22 protein-coding genes are annotated in these 19,620 nt (G+C 31.7%); 1 reads left to right on the forward strand and 21 read right to left on the reverse strand.

Annotation, left to right across the window (positions count from 1 at the left end; translation table 11 throughout):
* The 3 genes from AC37UB_RS02730 to AC37UB_RS02740 form a co-directional block, all read right to left on the reverse strand.
* Entirely contained in the window at positions 1 to 579 is a 579-nt protein-coding gene (locus AC37UB_RS02730) for an MptD family putative ECF transporter S component (RefSeq protein WP_117972873.1), read from the reverse strand.
* Positions 580 to 864: 285 nt separating this feature from the next.
* A complete protein-coding gene (locus AC37UB_RS02735) occupies positions 865 to 1,305 on the reverse strand; it encodes a YtxH domain-containing protein (RefSeq protein WP_117972874.1) in 441 nt (146 codons plus the stop codon).
* 22 nt (positions 1,306 to 1,327) lie between these two features.
* Positions 1,328 to 1,756, reverse strand: coding sequence for a DUF948 domain-containing protein (locus AC37UB_RS02740; protein WP_117972875.1), 429 nt, complete (start codon positions 1,754 to 1,756; stop codon positions 1,328 to 1,330).
* 121 nt (positions 1,757 to 1,877) lie between these two features.
* Between AC37UB_RS02740 and AC37UB_RS02745 the strand changes: the two genes are divergently transcribed.
* Positions 1,878 to 2,777: a mechanosensitive ion channel family protein gene (locus AC37UB_RS02745; protein WP_158559419.1), complete on the forward strand. Its 900-nt coding sequence runs from the start codon at positions 1,878 to 1,880 to the stop codon at positions 2,775 to 2,777.
* Between the two features lie 46 nt (positions 2,778 to 2,823).
* Here the strand turns inward: AC37UB_RS02745 and AC37UB_RS02750 are convergent, their stop codons facing one another.
* From AC37UB_RS02750 to accD, 18 genes are all read right to left on the reverse strand, one after another.
* The gene (locus tag AC37UB_RS02750) at positions 2,824 to 3,957 is read right to left on the reverse strand and encodes an N-acetyldiaminopimelate deacetylase (protein ID WP_490685301.1); all 1,134 of its coding nucleotides are present in this window, start codon (positions 3,955 to 3,957) and stop codon (positions 2,824 to 2,826) included.
* Between the two features lie 15 nt (positions 3,958 to 3,972).
* Complete coding sequence (gene cbpB, locus AC37UB_RS02755) at positions 3,973 to 4,437, reverse strand: cyclic-di-AMP-binding protein CbpB (protein ID WP_117972878.1); 465 nt, start codon at positions 4,435 to 4,437, stop codon at positions 3,973 to 3,975.
* A 27-nt stretch (positions 4,438 to 4,464) separates the two neighbouring features.
* Entirely contained in the window at positions 4,465 to 4,983 is a 519-nt protein-coding gene (locus tag AC37UB_RS02760; protein WP_117972879.1) for a metallophosphoesterase, read from the reverse strand.
* Positions 4,980 to 6,341, reverse strand: coding sequence for a ribonuclease PH (gene rph, locus AC37UB_RS02765; protein WP_117972880.1), 1,362 nt, complete (start codon positions 6,339 to 6,341; stop codon positions 4,980 to 4,982). Before rph ends, AC37UB_RS02760 begins: the two co-directional genes overlap by 4 nt.
* A gap of 3 nt (positions 6,342 to 6,344) precedes the next feature.
* On the reverse strand, positions 6,345 to 7,160 hold the full coding sequence (gene racE / locus AC37UB_RS02770; RefSeq protein WP_117972881.1) for a glutamate racemase: 816 nt from the start codon (positions 7,158 to 7,160) through the stop codon (positions 6,345 to 6,347).
* A 151-nt stretch (positions 7,161 to 7,311) separates the two neighbouring features.
* The gene (tsaD, locus tag AC37UB_RS02775; protein WP_117972882.1) at positions 7,312 to 8,328 is read right to left on the reverse strand and encodes a tRNA (adenosine(37)-N6)-threonylcarbamoyltransferase complex transferase subunit TsaD; all 1,017 of its coding nucleotides are present in this window, start codon (positions 8,326 to 8,328) and stop codon (positions 7,312 to 7,314) included.
* Between the two features lie 11 nt (positions 8,329 to 8,339).
* The gene (gene rimI, locus AC37UB_RS02780; RefSeq protein ID WP_117972883.1) at positions 8,340 to 8,768 is read right to left on the reverse strand and encodes a ribosomal protein S18-alanine N-acetyltransferase; all 429 of its coding nucleotides are present in this window, start codon (positions 8,766 to 8,768) and stop codon (positions 8,340 to 8,342) included.
* 10 nt (positions 8,769 to 8,778) lie between these two features.
* Entirely contained in the window at positions 8,779 to 9,237 is a 459-nt protein-coding gene (rimI, locus tag AC37UB_RS02785; RefSeq protein ID WP_241699086.1) for a ribosomal protein S18-alanine N-acetyltransferase, read from the reverse strand.
* Between the two features lie 18 nt (positions 9,238 to 9,255).
* Positions 9,256 to 9,981: a tRNA (adenosine(37)-N6)-threonylcarbamoyltransferase complex dimerization subunit type 1 TsaB gene (gene tsaB, locus AC37UB_RS02790; RefSeq protein WP_158559426.1), complete on the reverse strand. Its 726-nt coding sequence runs from the start codon at positions 9,979 to 9,981 to the stop codon at positions 9,256 to 9,258.
* Positions 9,982 to 10,580: 599 nt separating this feature from the next.
* Positions 10,581 to 10,991, reverse strand: a complete 411-nt coding sequence (locus tag AC37UB_RS02795) for an Ohr family peroxiredoxin (RefSeq protein WP_117972887.1) — start codon at positions 10,989 to 10,991, stop codon at positions 10,581 to 10,583.
* 773 nt (positions 10,992 to 11,764) lie between these two features.
* Positions 11,765 to 12,490 carry a CPBP family intramembrane glutamic endopeptidase gene (locus AC37UB_RS02800; RefSeq protein WP_117972888.1) on the reverse strand — a complete coding sequence of 242 codons (726 nt, stop codon included), beginning with the start codon at positions 12,488 to 12,490 and terminating at the stop codon, positions 11,765 to 11,767.
* Positions 12,487 to 13,527 carry a hypothetical protein gene (locus AC37UB_RS02805; RefSeq protein WP_490685302.1) on the reverse strand — a complete coding sequence of 347 codons (1,041 nt, stop codon included), beginning with the start codon at positions 13,525 to 13,527 and terminating at the stop codon, positions 12,487 to 12,489. Before AC37UB_RS02805 ends, AC37UB_RS02800 begins: the two co-directional genes overlap by 4 nt.
* Before the next feature lie 107 nt (positions 13,528 to 13,634).
* Positions 13,635 to 14,336, reverse strand: coding sequence for a glucosamine-6-phosphate deaminase (nagB, locus tag AC37UB_RS02810; RefSeq protein WP_117972890.1), 702 nt, complete (start codon positions 14,334 to 14,336; stop codon positions 13,635 to 13,637).
* A gap of 390 nt (positions 14,337 to 14,726) precedes the next feature.
* Entirely contained in the window at positions 14,727 to 14,927 is a 201-nt protein-coding gene (locus AC37UB_RS02815; RefSeq protein WP_117972891.1) for a hypothetical protein, read from the reverse strand.
* Between the two features lie 184 nt (positions 14,928 to 15,111).
* Complete coding sequence (locus AC37UB_RS02820; protein ID WP_242093581.1) at positions 15,112 to 17,049, reverse strand: cation:proton antiporter; 1,938 nt, start codon at positions 17,047 to 17,049, stop codon at positions 15,112 to 15,114.
* Between the two features lie 502 nt (positions 17,050 to 17,551).
* On the reverse strand, positions 17,552 to 17,887 hold the full coding sequence (locus tag AC37UB_RS02825) for a metal-sulfur cluster assembly factor (protein ID WP_117972907.1): 336 nt from the start codon (positions 17,885 to 17,887) through the stop codon (positions 17,552 to 17,554).
* Positions 17,888 to 17,971: 84 nt separating this feature from the next.
* Positions 17,972 to 18,760: an acetyl-CoA carboxylase carboxyl transferase subunit alpha gene (gene accA / locus AC37UB_RS02830; RefSeq protein ID WP_117972908.1), complete on the reverse strand. Its 789-nt coding sequence runs from the start codon at positions 18,758 to 18,760 to the stop codon at positions 17,972 to 17,974.
* Entirely contained in the window at positions 18,753 to 19,619 is an 867-nt protein-coding gene (accD, locus tag AC37UB_RS02835; protein WP_490685303.1) for an acetyl-CoA carboxylase, carboxyltransferase subunit beta, read from the reverse strand. Before accD ends, accA begins: the two co-directional genes overlap by 8 nt.
* Between the last annotated feature and the right edge of the window lies 1 nt (position 19,620).

A 19,620-nucleotide genomic window follows, 5' to 3' on the forward strand; every position in this document is an offset into this window, starting at 1 on the left:
TTATTTTGCAAAATGTTTATTATAAATAATCTGCCCAATTTTAAGTCCCACAAAACTTGTAATCACGACTAATATCATTGATACAAAAAAACTAGCAGTACTAACTCCCTCAAAAACGCTATTAACATAAGTCATATCTTTTCCTTTAGCTAATAAAGAATCTATATAAGCATCTCTCATAAACCAAAGTGGTAAAATAGGACCAGTCAAACCAAAACTAAAAATAGTATAACTCAACATTATTTTGGGTTTATCTGCTATTTTTGTTTTAGTTTGAACAAAGTCAGCTAACAAAGGAAATAAAAAACTAGGTAAGAACGCTAACGGAAAGTATCCAAAAGCAAAAAAGAAAACAGCCATAACAGACCCAACAATAGTAATTGCACCAAATTTTGGTATTTTATTTACCACAATAAGGTATATTGTGCCAGAAATAAGTGCTGACATGCTCGGAACAAGCAAACTATGAAAAACCGGCACGGTAAAACGCATCAACATCGTGGCAATAAATACTGTAAAAAAATAGACTGTTGCATACACACCTATAGAAATCAAATCTTGAACTTTTAACTTTTTCATAACATAAAAACTCCCTAAAAATTTTTTTAACTTAGTCATTATAACATAGTTAAAAATTATGAGACATTTTTTCACTAAAAAATTCACAGAGCTTTTCTTAAAATAACAAACTATTCCAATCTTTACATGAGATGATTATCATATAATTTATCATTCTTTAAATTAATAATAATCTGTAATTCTTCCATATAATGCTCATATTTTAATAACAAGCCACTAACTTTTTTAATATATAAAACGAAACAAAAAAGCAACGACGAAAGGTTATCATCGTTGCTTTGGCTACTATTTTTGTCTATCATCAATTGCTTCAGTTACATCATATGCAATATCATCAGCACTTAACACAATATCATCTTCTATAATAGGGTTTACAGTGGACTTTAGTTTATCAGAATTAGTTTGAAAACCTTCACTCAACGTTTGTGTTTGATTTTTAAAATTATCTAATAACTCAGAAGAATCATCTTTCAATTGGGAAATCTGTTCTCCTACCCAAGGGTATTCAGCAGTTTTTTCTTTTGCTAACTCTCCTAATTCAACCCCTTTTTCTTGAGCTAAATCAACTAATTCACTTGCTTTACCATCAGATAAGTCATCTAATTGTTCTATTAAATCTTTTCTCAATTTTTTTCCACTGGTTGGTGCTAATAAAAGAGCTGCTGTTGCTGCTGCTACTCCTCCAATAACTGCACCTGCTAAAAAGCCACTTGATTTTTTGGACATGCTATTTCCTCCTAATATTATTCTATTTATTTTTCTTAAACAAGTGAGAAGCTGTTTGTGCTGCCTTTCCCACAACTGTTGCAGTAGCTGCTGTCTTACTTGCTTCCCCTACTTTTGATAATATTGTTTTGCTTGAACTGTTTAATTCTGATACGCTTTCACTTAAATCAGCTACTGCATGAAATAGTGGATCAATTGTTTCTACTTTTTGCGTCACATCAGATAGTAAATCATTTCCAATGACTAATAAATCCTCACTTTGTTTTAACAGTATATCAACATCTTGTGTTAAAACTGTGACAGTTTTGTCCGCCTCATCTAAAATTCCATTAACTTTTTCCATTGATTTGGTTATATTTTTATTTAATTGCAATAAAAAAATGACTAGCACTACTACTAATACTGCAAACGCTACAGCTGCTATTATAGCGGCTACTTCGGTCCCTGTCATATAAAACATCTCCTACCTCTCTTGTAAATTACTAACAATAGAATACCATTATCTACTTGATTTCACAACAATTTATACATTATTATAGTAAGTAATGCTTGATATGAAAGGAGTGTTTATTTTGCAAGAAACAACAACAAGTTCTCAGACACCAGAAGTACTAAATGAGGCTGCAAAAAATGTGAGAGGGATCAATCATTTTTTGAATCAACTTGACTGGAATAAAATAATTGCTTCGGTTATTAATAAGGCTATCTTAATTTTAATCGTTTTACTATTACTGACGATTATTCGTAAAATCTTATTTAAAGTGATTGATAAATCATTTAAGAATAACAATAAAAAGAAAGATAATTTTAGCGAAAATAGAATGCATACGTTAAGAACCTTATCCCGCAATGCAGTACAGTATAGTTTATTTTTCATAGGTATCTATTCATTCTTGACCATTATAGGTGTCCCTGTTGGATCATTAATAGCTGGGGCTGGAATTGCCGGTATCGCTATTGGTCTTGGAGCACAAGGGTTTATTAATGATGTATTAACAGGATTTTTTATTATTTATGAACGTCAATTAGATGTAGGTGATCATGTTGTAATTGATGATATTGAAGGAATTGTCAATGATATTGGACTACGCACTACTCGTATTAAAAGTTTTAATGGGACAATGAACTATATACCTAATCGCCAAATCCTTATTGTTAGTAACTTATCTAGAGGCAATCAATTAGTTGTAGTAGATATCAGAGTTAACCCAACCGATGATATTGATCAAATAATGGCTATTATGAAATCAATTAATGAAGAACAAATTATTAATTTAACCGATATCCGTTCTGAGCCTAACCTTGTTGGATTAGTTGATTTAGGTAATGGTTATTTCGCTATTCGTTCAACTGTTTATGCTATTAGTGGGTCTCAATTTGGAGTCAAAACACAAATGATGACGGCTTACATTGAAGCTTTAACAAAAGCAGGCATAAAACTTCCTTCTACACCGCTTAACCTTAAACTATAACATAGTGATAGAGTCTTCTACTATTAGGTAGGAGACTCTACCATTATTAATCTTGCGATATAAAATAATCAGTCATCAGTGTTACGCCCTTTATTAAAGCAGACTCATGAGGATTAAATGATGGATGGTGTAGTCCATATTGGCTGTCCACTCCAAGCCAAAACATTGTCCCTGGTATTTGCTTTAATAAATAACCAAAATCTTCAGCCGTCATCAATGGAGTGGCTGCTTCAAATAGAATATTTTGTTGTTCATTAAAAAAATCAATTAATTTTTTTGTCGTAAAGTAATTGTTTACAACTGGAACATATCCAAGCTGATCAAAATTAATATCGACTTTACACTGATAGGAAATCTCAATACCTTTTGCAATATCTTTTACACGCTGAACAACTAAATCAGTCATCTCATGTGTCAATGTTCGAATCGTTCCAGTTAAATCAGCTGACCCAGGTAAAACATTGCTCGCAACACCAGCATTGAGTTGCCCAAAGGTAATAACAGCTGATTCCATTGGATTAACATTTCGACTCACAATAGTTTGAATTTGTTGAACAAACGATGACACTGCAACAATCATATCATTTCCTTCATGAGGTAATGCTGCGTGGCTTTCTTTTCCGTAAAAACGAACACTAAACCCACAATCTCCAGCAAACAATGTTCCCACACACGTTGAAACACTTCCTACTGGTAATGTTGGGCTCACGTGTAATCCATAGATTTCATCAATCATTGCTACATCTAAAAAATGATTATCTGTATATATTTTAGCACCACTTTTATTTTCTTCAGCTGGTTGAAAAAAGAAAACCACATCATTATTTAATTGGGCATTCACCACATTTTTTAATAATCCTAAGGCAATGGTCATATGGAAATCATGACCGCATGCATGCATAACGCCTTCATGTGTTGATTGAAATGCTAAATCAGTGTTTTCTAATATTGGTAATGCATCCATATCTGTACGCCAAGCAATCGTCTTTGATGGGTTTCTCCCCTTAACAATCACTATAATAGCAGTATCTTGTACTTTAATAATCAATCTATCTTGAGGTAATGCATAGATGTTTTCTAGTAAATAGGTCGAAGTTTTTTCTTCTTCCAGGCCAATTTCTGGTATTTGATGTAACTTTCTTCTAATTCGAATCAACTCATCTTCTGAAATACGTTCCATATATGTCCCCCTTACTTATTTCATCATCACGTTATATTCCGTTTCTAATTCATGTGCCAAATGATTAACAGCTTTTAATATTTCTTTTCTCGTAATGATCCCCATAAATTGATTGTCTTTATTCACAACAGGAATAAAATTATTATTAACTAATAAATGAAGTGTTTTTTCTAAATCTATCGGTAATTGTGCAGGTGAAACATTGGTATCCATTACATCAGATACTTTTTTACCAGACAAATTTTGTGGTTCAAAATCTTCTATCCCAAACATTTGATCAACTACTTGGGACAAAGAAACCAAACCTACTAATTGTTCTTCTTTATTTAAAACTGGTACTCGAGAATACCCTATTTTCGTTAAAACAAGTAGAGCATGTTCAAGTGAATTTATTTCATTTAATGTCGCCACATTTTCTGCGGATATTAAAAAATCTGCTTCATTTTCTAACAATAATTTTTTTACGGTCGATCCAATCATATCATTTCCTCCATACACCTTAAATCACTAATCCATTAAAAAGAAATGGGTTAATTCTTTTTGTAATTCATGTCTTTCATTATAATATTCAACTAAATATCCATCTGATTGGTGTGTAATGATAGCATATGTCTTTAAATAGCTATACTTACCCCGTGGTTGAGAAATACTACCTGGGTTTAACAACAAAATATCATCGACCATGTCCACAAATAACTGATGTGTATGTCCATATAATACGATGTTTGCCTGTACTTCTTCAGCCTGATAGAGTAATTTATCAAATGTCATATTCACGTTAAATAAATGCCCATGTGTTAATAAAACTTTATCTTCTGATGTCTCTATAACTTCAACAGTATCGTATTCCTGATAATAGTCACAATTTCCACGCACAACATGAAACGTTGACCAAATATCGTCCTTAGGAGATAATTCCGAGTCCCCACAATGAAAAAAATAATCCACATCATTTAACCATTTTGCTTTTATATCTTCTAAATAAGATACCACACCATGATTATCACTCACAATTAAATATTTCATTTACTTTTCTCTCCTAACCAAGTATCTATTTTTTTATCCAATTCATGTAAAGCCTTTGCTCGATGACTAATCTTGTTTTTTTCATCTGCCGTCATTTCTGCTAAGGTTTTATCTGTTTCTGGAATAATAAATAATGGATCATAACCAAACCCATTATTTCCACGTGGAATACGCCCAATCATACCTGATAATTCGCCTGATACCACCAAACTTTCTTTTCCTGGTTCAGCAAGTACTAGCGTACAATGAAACTGTGCTGTACGTTCATTCATTGGTATATCAGTTAATTCATGTAATAACTTAGCATTATTCGCTGCATCACTTTTTCTCTCCCCTGCATATCTTGCTGAATAAACGCCTGGTTGTCCACCCAACGCATCTACTTTTAAACCAGAATCATCTGCTAAAACCAAGCAATGTAACTCTTTAGCAATCCCTTCTGCTTTTAGTCGAGCATTTTCTTCAAATGTTTTTCCTGTTTCTTCAATATCTGCCATTTCTGGATAATCAAGTAATGTTTTAATCTCGTATCCTCTTGATTTAAATAAGTCAACAAACTCTTTTGCTTTTCCTTCATTTCTTGTCGCAATTAATAAATGATTGTTCAAAACAGGTGCTTCTTGTTTTTTCGCAACATTTCTTAACGCTAACGCATTTTTTTGCAAGCGAATAAGTTCTGTCACGCTTTTTTCAGCATAATCTAATAATTGATTCAACTCTCCTCTTGTAAAGGTTGCCTCTTCACCTGTCCCTTGAATCTCAATTAATTCTAATTTTTCTGTCATCACAACATTACAATCAACTTGAGCTGCTGAATCTTCTTCATAATCTAAATCTGTGATTACTTCTCCGTAGTGATTTAACCCCACACTAATCGCAGCCAAGTAAGATGTAATTGGATTTTCTGTTAATTCTCCGCTTTCTACTAAAGTGTCTACTGCCATTTTTAAGGCTAAAAATGCACCCGTAATACTAGCTGTTCTAGTACCTCCATCTGCTTGAATCACATCGCAATCAATTACAATCGAGCGTTCACCTAATTTTTTCAAATCAATCACCGAACGTAGTGATCGACCAATCAATCGTTGTATTTCCATTGTACGACCTGTTAGTTTACCCTTGCTACTTTCCCGTCTATTTCGAGTATGCGTTGCTCGTGGTAACATACTATATTCGGCCGTTACCCATCCTGTTCCTGTCTCTCTTAAAAATGGAGGAACAGAGTTTTCTATCGTTGCATTAACAATAACCTTTGTATTTCCAAAACTAACTAAAACTGACCCTTCAGGATAATCTAAATAGTCTAATACAAAAGATACTTTTCTCATTTCATTATTTTTTCGTTTATCATGTCTCATTTTCTAATCTCCCATACGTGTAATATCTACATGTTCTACTATTATGTTTTCTAATGACAACCAATCAGAACTGATTTTTTCAAAGTTTCGAACCGATCCTGTTGTGTAAAATTGGTGATCTTTTAATGTTGTATCTGGTAGGGCTGCTATTTCATAATAATCAAGTAACACACTCACTTCAGTAATTGTTTCAGCTCCTGAATCAATTAATTTAACCTTTTTTCCCATGACATCTTTAATAAATGGTTTTAATAATGGGTAATGAGTACATCCCATTACTAACGTATCGATGTCTGATGTCTTAAAATACTCCAACGTTTCAGCTACAACTTTTTTAGCGATAGTTGATTGATACTCATGACTTTCTACAATAGGAACAAATTTTGGGCAAGCAAGCCCTAATACATTAACATTTAATGACTTACGTTTTATTTCTTTGGTATATTCTTCACTATTTATCGTTCCAACCGTTCCGATGACACCAATACGTCCATTATGCGTTTCTCGTAAAGCAGCTCGAGATCCTGGGACTATTACCCCTACAACAGGAATATCTAATGACTCTTTAATTTCTTCCAAAGCGACAGCAGTTGCAGTATTACATGCAATCACAATCATTTTGACATTCTTTTTTAATAAAAAGTGAACCATATCCCATGTGAATTCCTTAATTTGTTCAACTGGACGTGGTCCATATGGACATCTAGCAGTATCTCCAATGTAATACAGTGTCTCATTTGGTAGTTGTTTTAATGCTTCTCTTACAACTGTTAATCCTCCTACACCAGAATCCAAAAAACCGATTGGCTGATTGTTCATGACGTCTACCTCATTCTTTATATAATTCATCCAACCTCTATTTTCTCTTTATTTCATTGATAATTCAAGTTAAAGCGTTAAATTTTAATGCTTTATTATATCTTGTCTTATTAACGCAAAAGAGTAACAGTTTCCTGTTACTCTTAACAAATTATAGTGTTAAACTTGGTTTAGCATTTAAATGCCAATCAGAAACATGCTGTTTTTGATACTCCACAAATCCAGCTGCTCCAATCATTGCTGCGTTGTCTCCACATAAACTAATTGGTGGCACAACTAGTGTCACATTTGGTAATTCTTTTGCTAATTCAATTTTCAAGGTATCTCTAAGCCCCTTGTTAGCAGCGACACCACCTGCGACAATTAATTGCTTCACATCATACACTTTACAAGCTCTTATAGTTTTATCGACTAAAACATCAATCACACTTTGCTGAAAACTTGCTGCTAAATCAACATCACAAAGTACTTCGTCACGTTGTTTGGCATTGTGCACCAGGTTAATCACTGAACTTTTTAGTCCACTAAAACTAAAATCAAAATTATCTTCTTTTATCATGCCTCTTGGGAAATGATAATTATCCTGACCTTTGTGAGCTAGTTCGTCAATTTCTTTTCCACTAGGATAGGTTAATCCTAATACTCTACCTACTTTATCATAAGCTTCTCCTGCTGCATCATCTCGTGTTTCACCAATGACTTCAAATTCACCATGTTCAGTCATATACACAAGTTCAGTGTGTCCACCACTTACAAGTAATGCCATTAAAGGAAATGTCATCTCTTCCACAAAGCGAGCTGCATAGATGTGACCAGCCATATGATTAACGGGAATAAGTGGTAAATCATTTGCCCATGCAAATGATTTTGCTGCAGTAATCCCAATCAATAAAGACCCTACTAATCCAGGTCCATAAGTTACTGCAACAGCCGACAAATCAGAAACTGTGATATTAGCTTCATCTATAGCTAATGACATACACTGTATAATTTGTTCTACATGATGACGACTAGCGACTTCTGGAACCACTCCACCAAATCGCTTGTGGCTATTTATTTGAGATGCAACAATATTAGATAAAATATCATTGCCATTTTTAACAACAGCAACGCTTGTTTCATCACAACTACTTTCTATTGCAATAATATATATTTCTTTTTTTTCCATTTTTTCACTTCCTAAATCTCTAACTGCATTATTTTCGCATCATCACTTGGGTGTTTGTAATAATTTTTTCGTATTCCTAACTCTTTAAAACCGTGTTTATCATAAAAAGAAATTGCTTCTATATTTTTGACTCTCACTTCTAAAAATAAGTGTGACACTTTTTTCTGTTTTAATCGTTGACACATATCTTTCAACAATTGTGTTGCAATTCCTCGATGTTTATAACTAGGGATAACGCCTATCAATAATAATTCAGCTTCATCCAATACTCTTTGACAAATGATGTACCCTATCATTTCATCATCTTCACAATGGTAAATGATTTCAGTATTTGCTTGCATAAGTTGTGATTCAAACTGTGATTCAGTCCATGGGCTGCCATGTTCAAAAATAGTATCACTTACTTTTTTTAACTGCCTAGCCAAATTTTTATTATTCATAACTCACGTCCTAAAGTCTTAAAGACATTTCAATTGCATCTTCATTCGAAGAAATATAATAATTTTCTTTCACACCAATTTGTTTAAATCCAAATACTCGATATACTGAAATGGCTTGATGGTTAGATGCTCTTACTTCTAAACTCATGGTTAAACAATTCATTTTAACTGCTTCTTTTCTTAATTGATGAAGAATCTGCGTTCCAATACCTTGTAATTGGTAATTTTTCAATACAGCAATATTCGTAACATGAGCATCATCACACTCTATCCGAATACCACCAAATCCGACTAATTCATGATTTAATTGTGCTTTGATGTACCGACCATACTTTTTTTTACTTAGTTCCATCCACAAAATAGCCGTACTCCAAGGAGACTCACCATCGTAAACATTTTTTAATAATTGCTGAAACGCCATAATGTCAGTTATTTTGGCTATTTGAAATTCCAAATCCGCTTCAATCATAACATCACCCCTCATTGATTAACTTAAACGTTCAACGTAAGACTGTGTTTCAACTTCCCCATACTGTTTTTTTAACCATTCTTCTTCTGCTTCAACTTTTTTCAAATAAGTTGGAACAAAGACATCGATATCTGTTATTTCTTCCATAAGATATTCTAATTCCAACATAACAGCTGGATTAGAAGGTTGAATGATTAACTCGATTTCTGCTTCAAGGGAAAATGTTTCAAATAAACTTTGTAATTTACCAAAATCTTCTCCGATAAAAACAATCGATTCTCCATAACTTAGTAAGATTTTAGTCCACTCTTCAAATGATATATATTGATCTTCAATAACATTCATTAATTTAGAGCCGTCATATTTATAAGCACCTGTATATAAAAAGCCTCGCCTAGCATCCATAAATGGCACAATTAATTTAGTTGTTTGTTGAATATTTTTTGCTAAACAAGCAAGTGAAGATATAGCATATAAAGAGGCATCCAAGCTCCAACTTAATGTTTTAGCTGTTGTCACACCAATTCTTAACCCCGTATAGGAACCTGGCCCTTTTGCCACAATTATTTTAGTGATATCTGTCGGTGCTAACCGACTTTCACGAACACAAAAATCAATCGCTGGCATCAATGTTTCACTATGATTTTTACTTGCTTGACTGTAATAAGACGAGATGAGATTCTGTTCTTCTCCAAGTACGACACCTAGCGCTTTATTTGATGTATCAATACCTAGTACTGTCATAATTATACCAATCCTTTTTCTATTTTTCTGTTTCATTGTAGCATAAAAGACTACCTTCTTGTGTTATTTAGAAATAAAAAAGAAAAAGAGTCTTCTTACTTGTTTTGATAATAAGAAGATTAGATAAGGATTCAACTAACCAAAGCAGTCAAAATGATATGTATCGATTCATTCATATAACTATTAAACTTCCAGTATGATTGATATCTTTTAGGCAACATGATAATACATGTTTTTACATTATAGTTTGGCTTCATAAAAGTTAAATCATTACCTTTAAAATATACAATAAAAATAGAATAGGATTACTTTATGTTAAATTACTATAAACAATTGGCCAAGAACCATCCATATTGGCATGTCATTTTTATTTTAAGTATCGCTAGTCTAGTTGGAATACTAATTGAGTATTTAATTAATAAAAATTTTATTGGTTCAGGTATATATGCTAGTGTTCTTTTAGGAATAATTGAAATAGCCAGAGTTAAAAAAAAAAAGCATCATCACAATTGGTAATTAAACTCTCTCAACATAAAAAAAACCCCCTCGATATTAAAAATAATCGAGGGGTTAACACTATATGAAATAACGTCATAATATTACTCTGCAAGTAATGTAATATCAACATTTCCTTTAATTGCCTTTGTATAAGGACAAATGGTTTCAGTTTCCTTTAGATATTTCATTGTATCGTCTTTAGATAAACCGTCTATTTTACCAATTAAAGTGACTTCAAGATGTAAACTGTGTTCATCGGGTAAATCACCAAGTAACGTAACTTCTGCTCTAATTTCACGATGATGATCAGCTAACCCATCACGCTTCAAAGGAAATTCTAATGCACCATTAAAACAAGCAGAGATACCTGCTGCAAATAATTCTTCTGGATTAGTATAACCTTCCTTTTTTTGTCCGCTAGTTTTTAAATCTAAAAATCCAGTTATAGATTTACTTTCTCCTTCACGGCCTCCACTATTTACTACAGTTGAAATTGACATTTTTTTTGACATACCTATTCCTCCTATCTATTAATCAATTTTACAAAAAAGTTGTATTATTTTCAAATAATCGAACTGAACTATAGGATAATAATCATCACTATAAATATTGAGATTTACAAACTGATACCTTTTAATTTAATACAATACTATATAACTATATAAAATTTAACTCATTTATACTGTCTATCTCCGTTTATTATCTCTTTTAATTTTATGATTATTATTTTAAAACAAGAATAAAGAAATATTAAAAAACTAACAATTTGAATAACTAATATCACCCCCAAATAATCAGTTGTTTACTATCTGCTCCTAATAAGTTTTGCCACATTATAGTAATAGAAAATAACAAAATACCTACTAAAAGAATATAAAAAGAATGTTTATATTTTTTCATATAATTCTCCTTTTCTAATTGTAATAATATAATGTTTAAATATAACTATATTAATATCGAACATCAATATATTTGGTAACCAATAAAAATAGAAAAATTAAATAAAAGATATGTATAAAGTCATTAATAACTATAAATTACTACTAAATAAAAATAGTATATATGAATGTAAAATAAAATATGCTGAAAAAATAAAAATTATTATAATTTAAATAGAGCTCTTTTTAACATACATATTAATTAATATAAACTAAAATTAGACTATAAATTACCAATAAAGTATCGGAAATTTATAGTCTAAACTTGTTTTTTATTATTATCCCATTTTTCAGAACAATATTGTACCTAATTATATTATCAAGCTTTCTCTTTAATTTAACCTATTTTAAATGGATAAGCCAAATAAGTAAGACAGTAATAGAACAATAGCTCCCATAATATTATTCATAAAGTGTACTAACATAGAATCAATAATTCGACCACGTGAACTATATGCCCAATACATCAAAGCACCTAAAGAGGCATACATCCCGAAAGAAATAATATTTGAAGATAAATGAACGCTGGAGAACACTAGAGAGGTCACAATCATTGGAACCCAGACAGGCATTTTTGGAAACAGTAATGTCGTTGGTAACCCACGAAAAATTAGTTCTTCTAGAATAGGAGCTTTAATAGCTATGGTAATAGTCATAATCAACACATAATAAATCGATTCATCTTGAGAAAATAATGCCGCAATCGCTTCATCATTAGCACTTGAACCAGTTCCATAAAATTGTTGCATTAAACCAGTTCCAACAATAGCTATCACACGTCCTAATAAAAAGATTTTAAACGCACGCCATATGTCTTTTCCTGTAACACTTGTATCAATATCATGTGATTTTTTTTTATAGTATCTCCAAATAAACCATATCACACCAACCAATACAATTAACCAACACATAAACAAAATAAAACTCACACCATTTTGTTTTTTATTAAAAATAGGTTGAAACAGGGTTAACAATACTGAAGGAAACTCACTCACTATCAACATACCTAAAATAATAAAAATACCAATAATAAATAATGCGATTTTTTTACCTATAGAAACTTCTTCTTTCAATACTTAACCTCCAATTCATTGCTTAATATTTCCATTGTACATAACCAATTATCTCGTGATTTTTCAAAAATTTCTTCATTTAATGTAATAATAAATTGGTAGCCTGTATCTATTTTTAATAAATCATAAGTAAAATCTGTACTAAATAATCCTTTTTTTAAAGAAACTGTTAGAGAAAAAATATAACTAAAAATCAGCCATAAATCCTTAGCTTTCTTTACTTGAATAACCAACTCATTATTTTTTAGACTGTTATAAGATAGCAAAGAATCTTTAAAAAATGGCAGAGTTTGATGACAAGTCATTTTTCTATTTTTTTGAGGTCTTCTTCCAATCAAATAACTATGTCCTTTAAATGAATTTTCACTACAATACTGTAATTCATATTGTGGATATAAATCAACGATTCCTGTCATTCTATCCAACAAATAACTATTCATTAATAAATATGTGTGAGCCTCTGTAAAAAATATTCCTTCTTCGATTTCTTTTTTTGTTGGGTTTAATTGATATCCCCAACTGTCATTAGCTAAATTTAACCGAATAAATCGTCTAGTCTTTTTTAAATAATCTGAGTGATGAACAAATACTCCTTCATTACAAAAACAGATGGGACAAATTCCTTCTTCCTCATTATCATAATCTTCATGTGTTTCACCTGTTAGATAACCATTCACTTGATTCAACCAATAAAAATAATTTGTTGCCTCAACTGCAGAGGTTTCAAATTTTTTAGCAAACATAGCATTCACGACAGATGGTGGTGGTGTTAAAATATCCATCAAACTTTGTGATAAAAACTCAATATCTTTATCAGTTTGATAACAATCTGGCTTATTTTTCTTAGCAATTTTTACTAGAGAGTGACACAATCCCTCTGTTGAAAGATTAGAAATTTGATTTCTGGTATCGACTATTTCTCCACACCCAATCATTTCAGCTATCTTATTTTGAAGATAAACTCGATCTAGTCGCATCCAGCCACCGGATTCAATCGCTAAACTAACAAAATCATAAACTACCTGAGAGTCTTTCATAATGATTCTCCTTTATTAAATTGACTAACCAATATTATAAACTATTTTTACAAAAAAAACCTGTTTTTTCAAAGAATTTCCTCTTTAAAAACAACAGATTTTTCTCATTATAATTTACTAGCCGCTTCTTCATCTACAATAATAGTCACATCAGGATGAACTTGTAAAGCACTTGCAGGGACTAATTCAGATACAGGTCCTTTAACCGTTTCATAAATAGCTTGAGCTTTTTTTGGTCCATAAGCTAATAAAATAATTTTATCTGCCATCATAATAGACCCAATTCCCATTGAATACGCTTTTGTTGGAACTTCTGAAATATCAGAAAAATTTCGACTATTTGCTTCAATCGTTGATTCCGTTAGATTAACTTCACTTGTTTTACCATCAAAAGAAGATCCTGGCTCATTAAATCCAATATGTCCATTTTCGCCAATTCCTAAAATTTGAATATCAATTGGATGTGCTTCTAAAATTTCATCATAGCGTTTGCATTCTTCCTTCGCATTTTTTGCCATGCCGTTTGGTAAAAATGTTTCTTTAAATGGTTTTTCATTAAATAAATGTTCTTTCATAAAATAATGATAGCTTTGTGGATTGTCTGCTTTAAGTCCGACATATTCATCCAAGTTAACAGACGTCATATTGCTAAAATCAACATCACTTTCTATCATTTCTTTATATAATGCCTCAGGAGTACTTCCAGTTGCTAAACCTAGCGTTTTAATTCCATTAGCCATTCCATCTTTAATCATATCAAAAGCAACTATTGCACCTTCAAATTGGTCTTTTACTTTAATGATTTTCATAATAAATCCCTCCATCATTGGTATAGTCCAATTATACTCTTATCTGTTTCTTTTTTCAAGAAAGAGTTTTTTTTCCATGATTTAACTAGCTATTGCCCACTAAAGATATACCACCAGCAATCATTTTTTAAGACGCTATTTTTCTTTAAATACTAAATATTAAATGAATATTGTTCATTTATACATACAATAAGTCACAAAGTAAAATAATCAAACAGTCACATTAGACTTTAATCCTTGAAAAATTATCCGAGTTCATCAATTTTTTTTATCTTCTAATCAAATAGTAGTACATATTATTTGATACACCCAATACAACTCGATACTATAATATAAATTAAATGTAAAAAAACATCACCTTACTTTTTAAAAAGTAAGATAATGCCTCTTTTAATAACTATAATGATTCTCACCATCAGCATATTTCATAGCTTGTTTTTGAACTAGCTCAATATATATATCTTCTGCTTCTTCAATACTTGTACAATTAATCGTAATTTTCTTCCCATTTTTTTCCAATCGATCCTGAACTAATTTTAGTGCCACATTTTGATTTAATTTTTTGGATGTTTCTTGATAATCTTTTTTCATTATTTATCAGCCTTTCTTTTATTAATCACGGACAATTAATTATGTATCAAATATATTTTAACTCTTAACTACTGAACAGTTATAATAAAACTATAAAATATTAACGATTAATAAATGAAGAATTAAAAACAATAAAAAAAACAAAATGCTTAATATTAACATTCTGTTTTTTATTTCTATAATTCTAAGCAATAAATTGAATACTACTTTCAATCGCCGATAAATTTTCACGATAAATGGTTAGCTCTTGACGATTCATTTTCCCTTTTTCAAATTCTTTCTGAATGTAATCTCGTTCTAATTGTATCGCGTAATCTAACCACTCATCCAGTGTATCTTCACTCATATCAATGACTGTTTGATCTCTATCCTCGTATCGCGTCAAATAAAAATCGATTAGTTCAGGTGGAAATTCAGTTGTATCTAATTGATTAAGCATTCTTATCACATAATTTCGATTACTTTCTTTTAATTTAATTTTTAACTCTTTTTTTCTATCAAAACTAGTTAAGCGAGTTCCTAAGAATTTCAAATGTGTTCCTATAATATTTTTGTAAAACGAATTTTTACTATACTCAGGTTTATGAGTTAATCGAAATAGGCGTCTATCTAATACTTCTAACCGTCTAAAAACCATTTGTAAACTGACTTCACCAGACTCAACTAATTCTAATGTATCTTTTAATTGCCAAACTAAAACCAATTCCATCAACTCTTTATTTTTTTCACTAAACTCATCATGATTCACTAATGATACAATTCTCTCGTTGTACAGTTGAATCACTTTACGAATCGCTGAAGTATTTTGTTCGGTTTGTTTACGTTTGAGCTGTTCAGTAACGCGACGTAATATTTGAACTTCTATTTCTGTATTGGTTTCAATAGATTCTTCTTTTTTATCTGCTAATAATGGCATAGCAAAATTGGCTAGAAGCAGTGTCACAATAATGACTCCTGCTGCTATACTAATCAATAGTTCACGCTCAATAAATATGTCACCCGTGCTTAATACTGTTGGTAAACTAAGGGCACTGACTAACGTAATTGTCCCACGAACACCTGAGACTGTATAAAGTAATGATTTTTTTATATCGTGTTTTCCTTTAAATCCATCAAAGTTATTACAAACAAGAACACATAAAAAACGAATCCCTAATAATACAGTTGTAACGATTAAAACATAACCTAAAATGGTCCAGTTGTTAATTTGATTGGTTTTCCAAACATAATGAGCTAAATCGGGAAGTTGTGTCCCTAATAACACGAAAACCAAGCCATTTAAGCTAAAACTATAAATAGACCACGTACTTTTTGACAAAATATTAAGTTGAGCCACTTCAGGATTTATTTTTTTGTAATTCCATGAGTAAATTAGCCCCGCACTTACGACCGCTAAAATACCATTCACACCAAGTGTCTCTGCCATTAAAAAAACTATAAATGGTAAAAGCAGTTCAAATAAAATGTATGATACATTATTTTCAATACCAAGTGATTTCATCCAGCGTATAAACCATAAACCTAATAACCCTGATACCACACCAATCAAAACGCCACCTAGAGAAATCAAAACGAAACTCACTTCAGCATCAACTAATGAAAATACACCTGTTAAAAGTGCAGCTGAGGCAAATTGAAATGACACAAGACCAGACGCATCATTAATTAAAGACTCCCCTTCTAGTGTATGCAACATTCTATGTGGAATTTTTACTTTTTCTGCTAAAGCACCAACTGCTACCGCGTCTGTAGGGGCTAATGCTGCTGATAAAGCAAAACATGCTGCCCATGGAGCTAGTGGAACAAGTAAGTGGATCACATATCCTAAAATACCTACCGTAATAAATACCAATAAAATAGATAAAGTTAATACTGCTTTTTTTTCTTTCCATAAAGCTTTTTTGTCAACCATCTGACCTTCATTAAATAATAAAGGGGCTAAAAAAACTAACATAAATAATTCCGATTCAAGTTCAAACGAATGAACAAATGATAGTAGAGCTATTCCAAATCCTAACACAACTTGTATTAGGGGGGTCGCAATATTAGGGAAAAATCGACTCATGATATTCGAAATCAATACCATTGATAACATCACTAAAATACCCTCGAATAATTGCATATAACACCTCGCTAATTTTATTCAATTTTAAACATAGTTTTATAGTATGTTTATTATTTGAATATGTCAATTATCTGAAAAAAATTTTAAATATTTAAGGTAATTTTTAATAGAATCATCCATTTTTATATCGTGCCTTATTAAAATATTTTTTTAAATAAACAGTCCTTTTTATAGATATAGAATGCCTATATCAGGTTAATTAAGTTGATATCCTTTAATTTGTTACTAACTACCAATAGTTTTTATAAACACTAAAAAAACAGCAACAACAATCTGCCGATTCCATTTTTCATAGATACTAAAACAATACAATGTCTGAAACATACAAAAAGACCTCCTCACCTTTTAAGTTTAAAAGGCAAGAAAGTCTAGTTGCTCAACAAGTGAGGTATCCATTCCAAATATAAAGATCGGTGGAACGTTTTACTTATTGTCTGTATTTATATAAATTTACTGTTTAAACCCTGTTAAACCCTGTCAAATCCTTGCTATATCAGTCTTATCTTATTCCCAAAGAAATTCTAGCATATCGGCTCATTCTATCTGTCGTCCACGCTGGATACCAAACTAGTTTCACTTCTAATTTTTTAATTTCATCTATATCACTTAACGCTTCGTGAATTTGTTCCGTAATAACATCCGCCAGTGGACACCCCATAGTAGTTAAAGTCATTTTAATCTCACAATAACCGTCTTCTTCCAAATTTACTTCATAAAGTAATCCTAAATTAACAATATCTATCCCAAGCTCTGGGTCAATAACTGTCTCAAGAGCAGCAATAATATCTTCTTGTATCGCACTTAATTCTTCATCTGTCCATTTTGACTCACTCATCTTCGTCTTACCCCCTAAATATAAACTCACTTTTATATTAACCGAGAAACGAATGTTTGTAAATGACTTAGATTAATGCCTTTATTAAAATTTTCTAAATCGTTCATAACGTTGATCTTGTAGCTCTGAAGTGGAACATGTTTTATAATAATCAAGTTGCTTTAAGATTTTTTGCTTCAATTGTCCTATTAGTTGAGACTTCGACAACTCACCGATGTCATCTGTTTCTCTTATTATTTTATCAATCACTCCTAATTTCTTTAAATCAGGAGCAGTTAATTTCATTATTTCAGCAGCTTCTGAAGCGCGACTGCTATCTTTCCAAAGGATTGACGCAAATCCTTCAGGTGATAAAATCGAATAAATGCTATTTTCCAACATCCATACATCATTTGCTACAGCTAATGCTAATGCACCACCACTACCTCCTTCGCCTGTTAAAATTGACAGGATAGGCACTTTGAGTTGACTCATTTCATATAAATTTTTGGCAATAGCTTCTCCTTCACCTCTTTCTTCTGCTTCAATTCCACAAAAAGCTCCAGGTGTATTGACTAATGTAATAATAGGACGCTTAAATTTTTCTGCTTGTTTCATTAATCTAAGTGCTTTTCGATACCCTTCAGGTGTTGGTGAGCCAAATTTTGTTTGGACATTTTCCTCTAATGTTTGACCTTTTTGGATTCCGATAACTGTCACAGGTATTTTTTCAATGAGTCCTATACCACCTATAATCGCTTTATCATCGCCATAGTATCGATCTCCGTGACATTCGATAAATCCATCAACTAATCCACCAATTAACTCTCTTGTCGTTATTCTCTGGTTGTCTCGTGCTAATTGAACAATGTCATTAGCTGTTTTTTTAGTCACACACTTCACCACCTTGATGCAAATGTAATAGTTGCGATAAAACAGATTTTATATGTTGTCGTTTCACAATTTTATCGACAAAACCATGTTCTAATAAAAATTCAGCTCGTTGAAAATCATCTGGTAACGTCTGACGAATGGTTTGCTCAATGACACGTCGTCCGGCAAAGCCAATCAATGCTTGCGGCTCTGCTAAAATAATATCTCCTTGCATAGCAAAACTTGCTGTCACACCACCTGTTGTGGGATCTGTGAGAACTGTCATATAAAGTAATCCTTCTTCACTATGCCGTTTGACAGCACCAGATATTTTAGCCATCTGCATGAGAGAAATGATTCCTTCTTGCATGCGTGCACCACCAGACGCTGTAAAGATGATAACGGGTTGTTTATCTTTTGTTGCTTTTTCAAATAAGCGAGTGATTTTTTCTCCAACAATATGGCTCATGCTCCCCATTATAAATCGACTATCCATGACACCAATCATCACTTTTTGTTGATTAATTTGTCCTATTCCTGTCACAACAGCTTCATCTAATCCGGTTTTTTCTTTCGCTTGCTTTAGCTTTTCTTCATAACCAGGAAAGTCAATCTGATTTTTAAAAGGTAAATTTGTATCCATCTCTTCAAATGTTCCCTCATCTAAAATCATATTTAATCGACTATAAACATCTAATCTAAAGCAATAGCCACAATGATGACATGTTCGTTCTTGACCTAATTCTTTTTGATGAAGTGCTTTGGCGCAATTTGGGCATTTTTCCCATATACCATCAGGGACATGAGGTTTGTCACTCGATTTAGTTTCTTTTTTTACAGGAGTGATTCGTATATAATCTCTTTTTTTAAATAATCCCATA

This window comes from Vagococcus changpingensis, assembly GCF_058211775.1.

Coding starts and splice junctions, on each gene's coding strand:
- AC37UB_RS02730 (WP_117972873.1), bottom strand. CDS start 579: ATGAAAAAGTTAAAAGTTCAAGATTTGATTTCTATAGGTGTGTATGCA.
- AC37UB_RS02735 (WP_117972874.1), bottom strand. CDS start 1,305: ATGTCCAAAAAATCAAGTGGCTTTTTAGCAGGTGCAGTTATTGGAGGA.
- AC37UB_RS02740 (WP_117972875.1), bottom strand. CDS start 1,756: ATGACAGGGACCGAAGTAGCCGCTATAATAGCAGCTGTAGCGTTTGCA.
- AC37UB_RS02750 (WP_490685301.1), bottom strand. CDS start 3,957: ATGGAACGTATTTCAGAAGATGAGTTGATTCGAATTAGAAGAAAGTTA.
- cbpB (WP_117972878.1), bottom strand. CDS start 4,437: ATGATTGGATCGACCGTAAAAAAATTATTGTTAGAAAATGAAGCAGAT.
- AC37UB_RS02760 (WP_117972879.1), bottom strand. CDS start 4,983: ATGAAATATTTAATTGTGAGTGATAATCATGGTGTGGTATCTTATTTA.
- rph (WP_117972880.1), bottom strand. CDS start 6,341: ATGAGACATGATAAACGAAAAAATAATGAAATGAGAAAAGTATCTTTT.
- racE (WP_117972881.1), bottom strand. CDS start 7,160: ATGAACAATCAGCCAATCGGTTTTTTGGATTCTGGTGTAGGAGGATTA.
- tsaD (WP_117972882.1), bottom strand. CDS start 8,328: ATGGAAAAAAAAGAAATATATATTATTGCAATAGAAAGTAGTTGTGAT.
- rimI (WP_117972883.1), bottom strand. CDS start 8,768: ATGAATAATAAAAATTTGGCTAGGCAGTTAAAAAAAGTAAGTGATACT.
- rimI (WP_241699086.1), bottom strand. CDS start 9,237: ATGATTGAAGCGGATTTGGAATTTCAAATAGCCAAAATAACTGACATT.
- tsaB (WP_158559426.1), bottom strand. CDS start 9,981: ATGACAGTACTAGGTATTGATACATCAAATAAAGCGCTAGGTGTCGTA.
- AC37UB_RS02795 (WP_117972887.1), bottom strand. CDS start 10,991: ATGTCAAAAAAAATGTCAATTTCAACTGTAGTAAATAGTGGAGGCCGT.
- AC37UB_RS02805 (WP_490685302.1), bottom strand. CDS start 13,527: ATGAAAGACTCTCAGGTAGTTTATGATTTTGTTAGTTTAGCGATTGAA.
- nagB (WP_117972890.1), bottom strand. CDS start 14,336: ATGAAAATCATTAAAGTAAAAGACCAATTTGAAGGTGCAATAGTTGCT.
- AC37UB_RS02815 (WP_117972891.1), bottom strand. CDS start 14,927: ATGAAAAAAGATTATCAAGAAACATCCAAAAAATTAAATCAAAATGTG.
- AC37UB_RS02820 (WP_242093581.1), bottom strand. CDS start 17,049: ATGCAATTATTCGAGGGTATTTTAGTGATGTTATCAATGGTATTGATT.
- AC37UB_RS02825 (WP_117972907.1), bottom strand. CDS start 17,887: ATGAGTGAGTCAAAATGGACAGATGAAGAATTAAGTGCGATACAAGAA.
- accD (WP_490685303.1), bottom strand. CDS start 19,619: ATGGGATTATTTAAAAAAAGAGATTATATACGAATCACTCCTGTAAAA.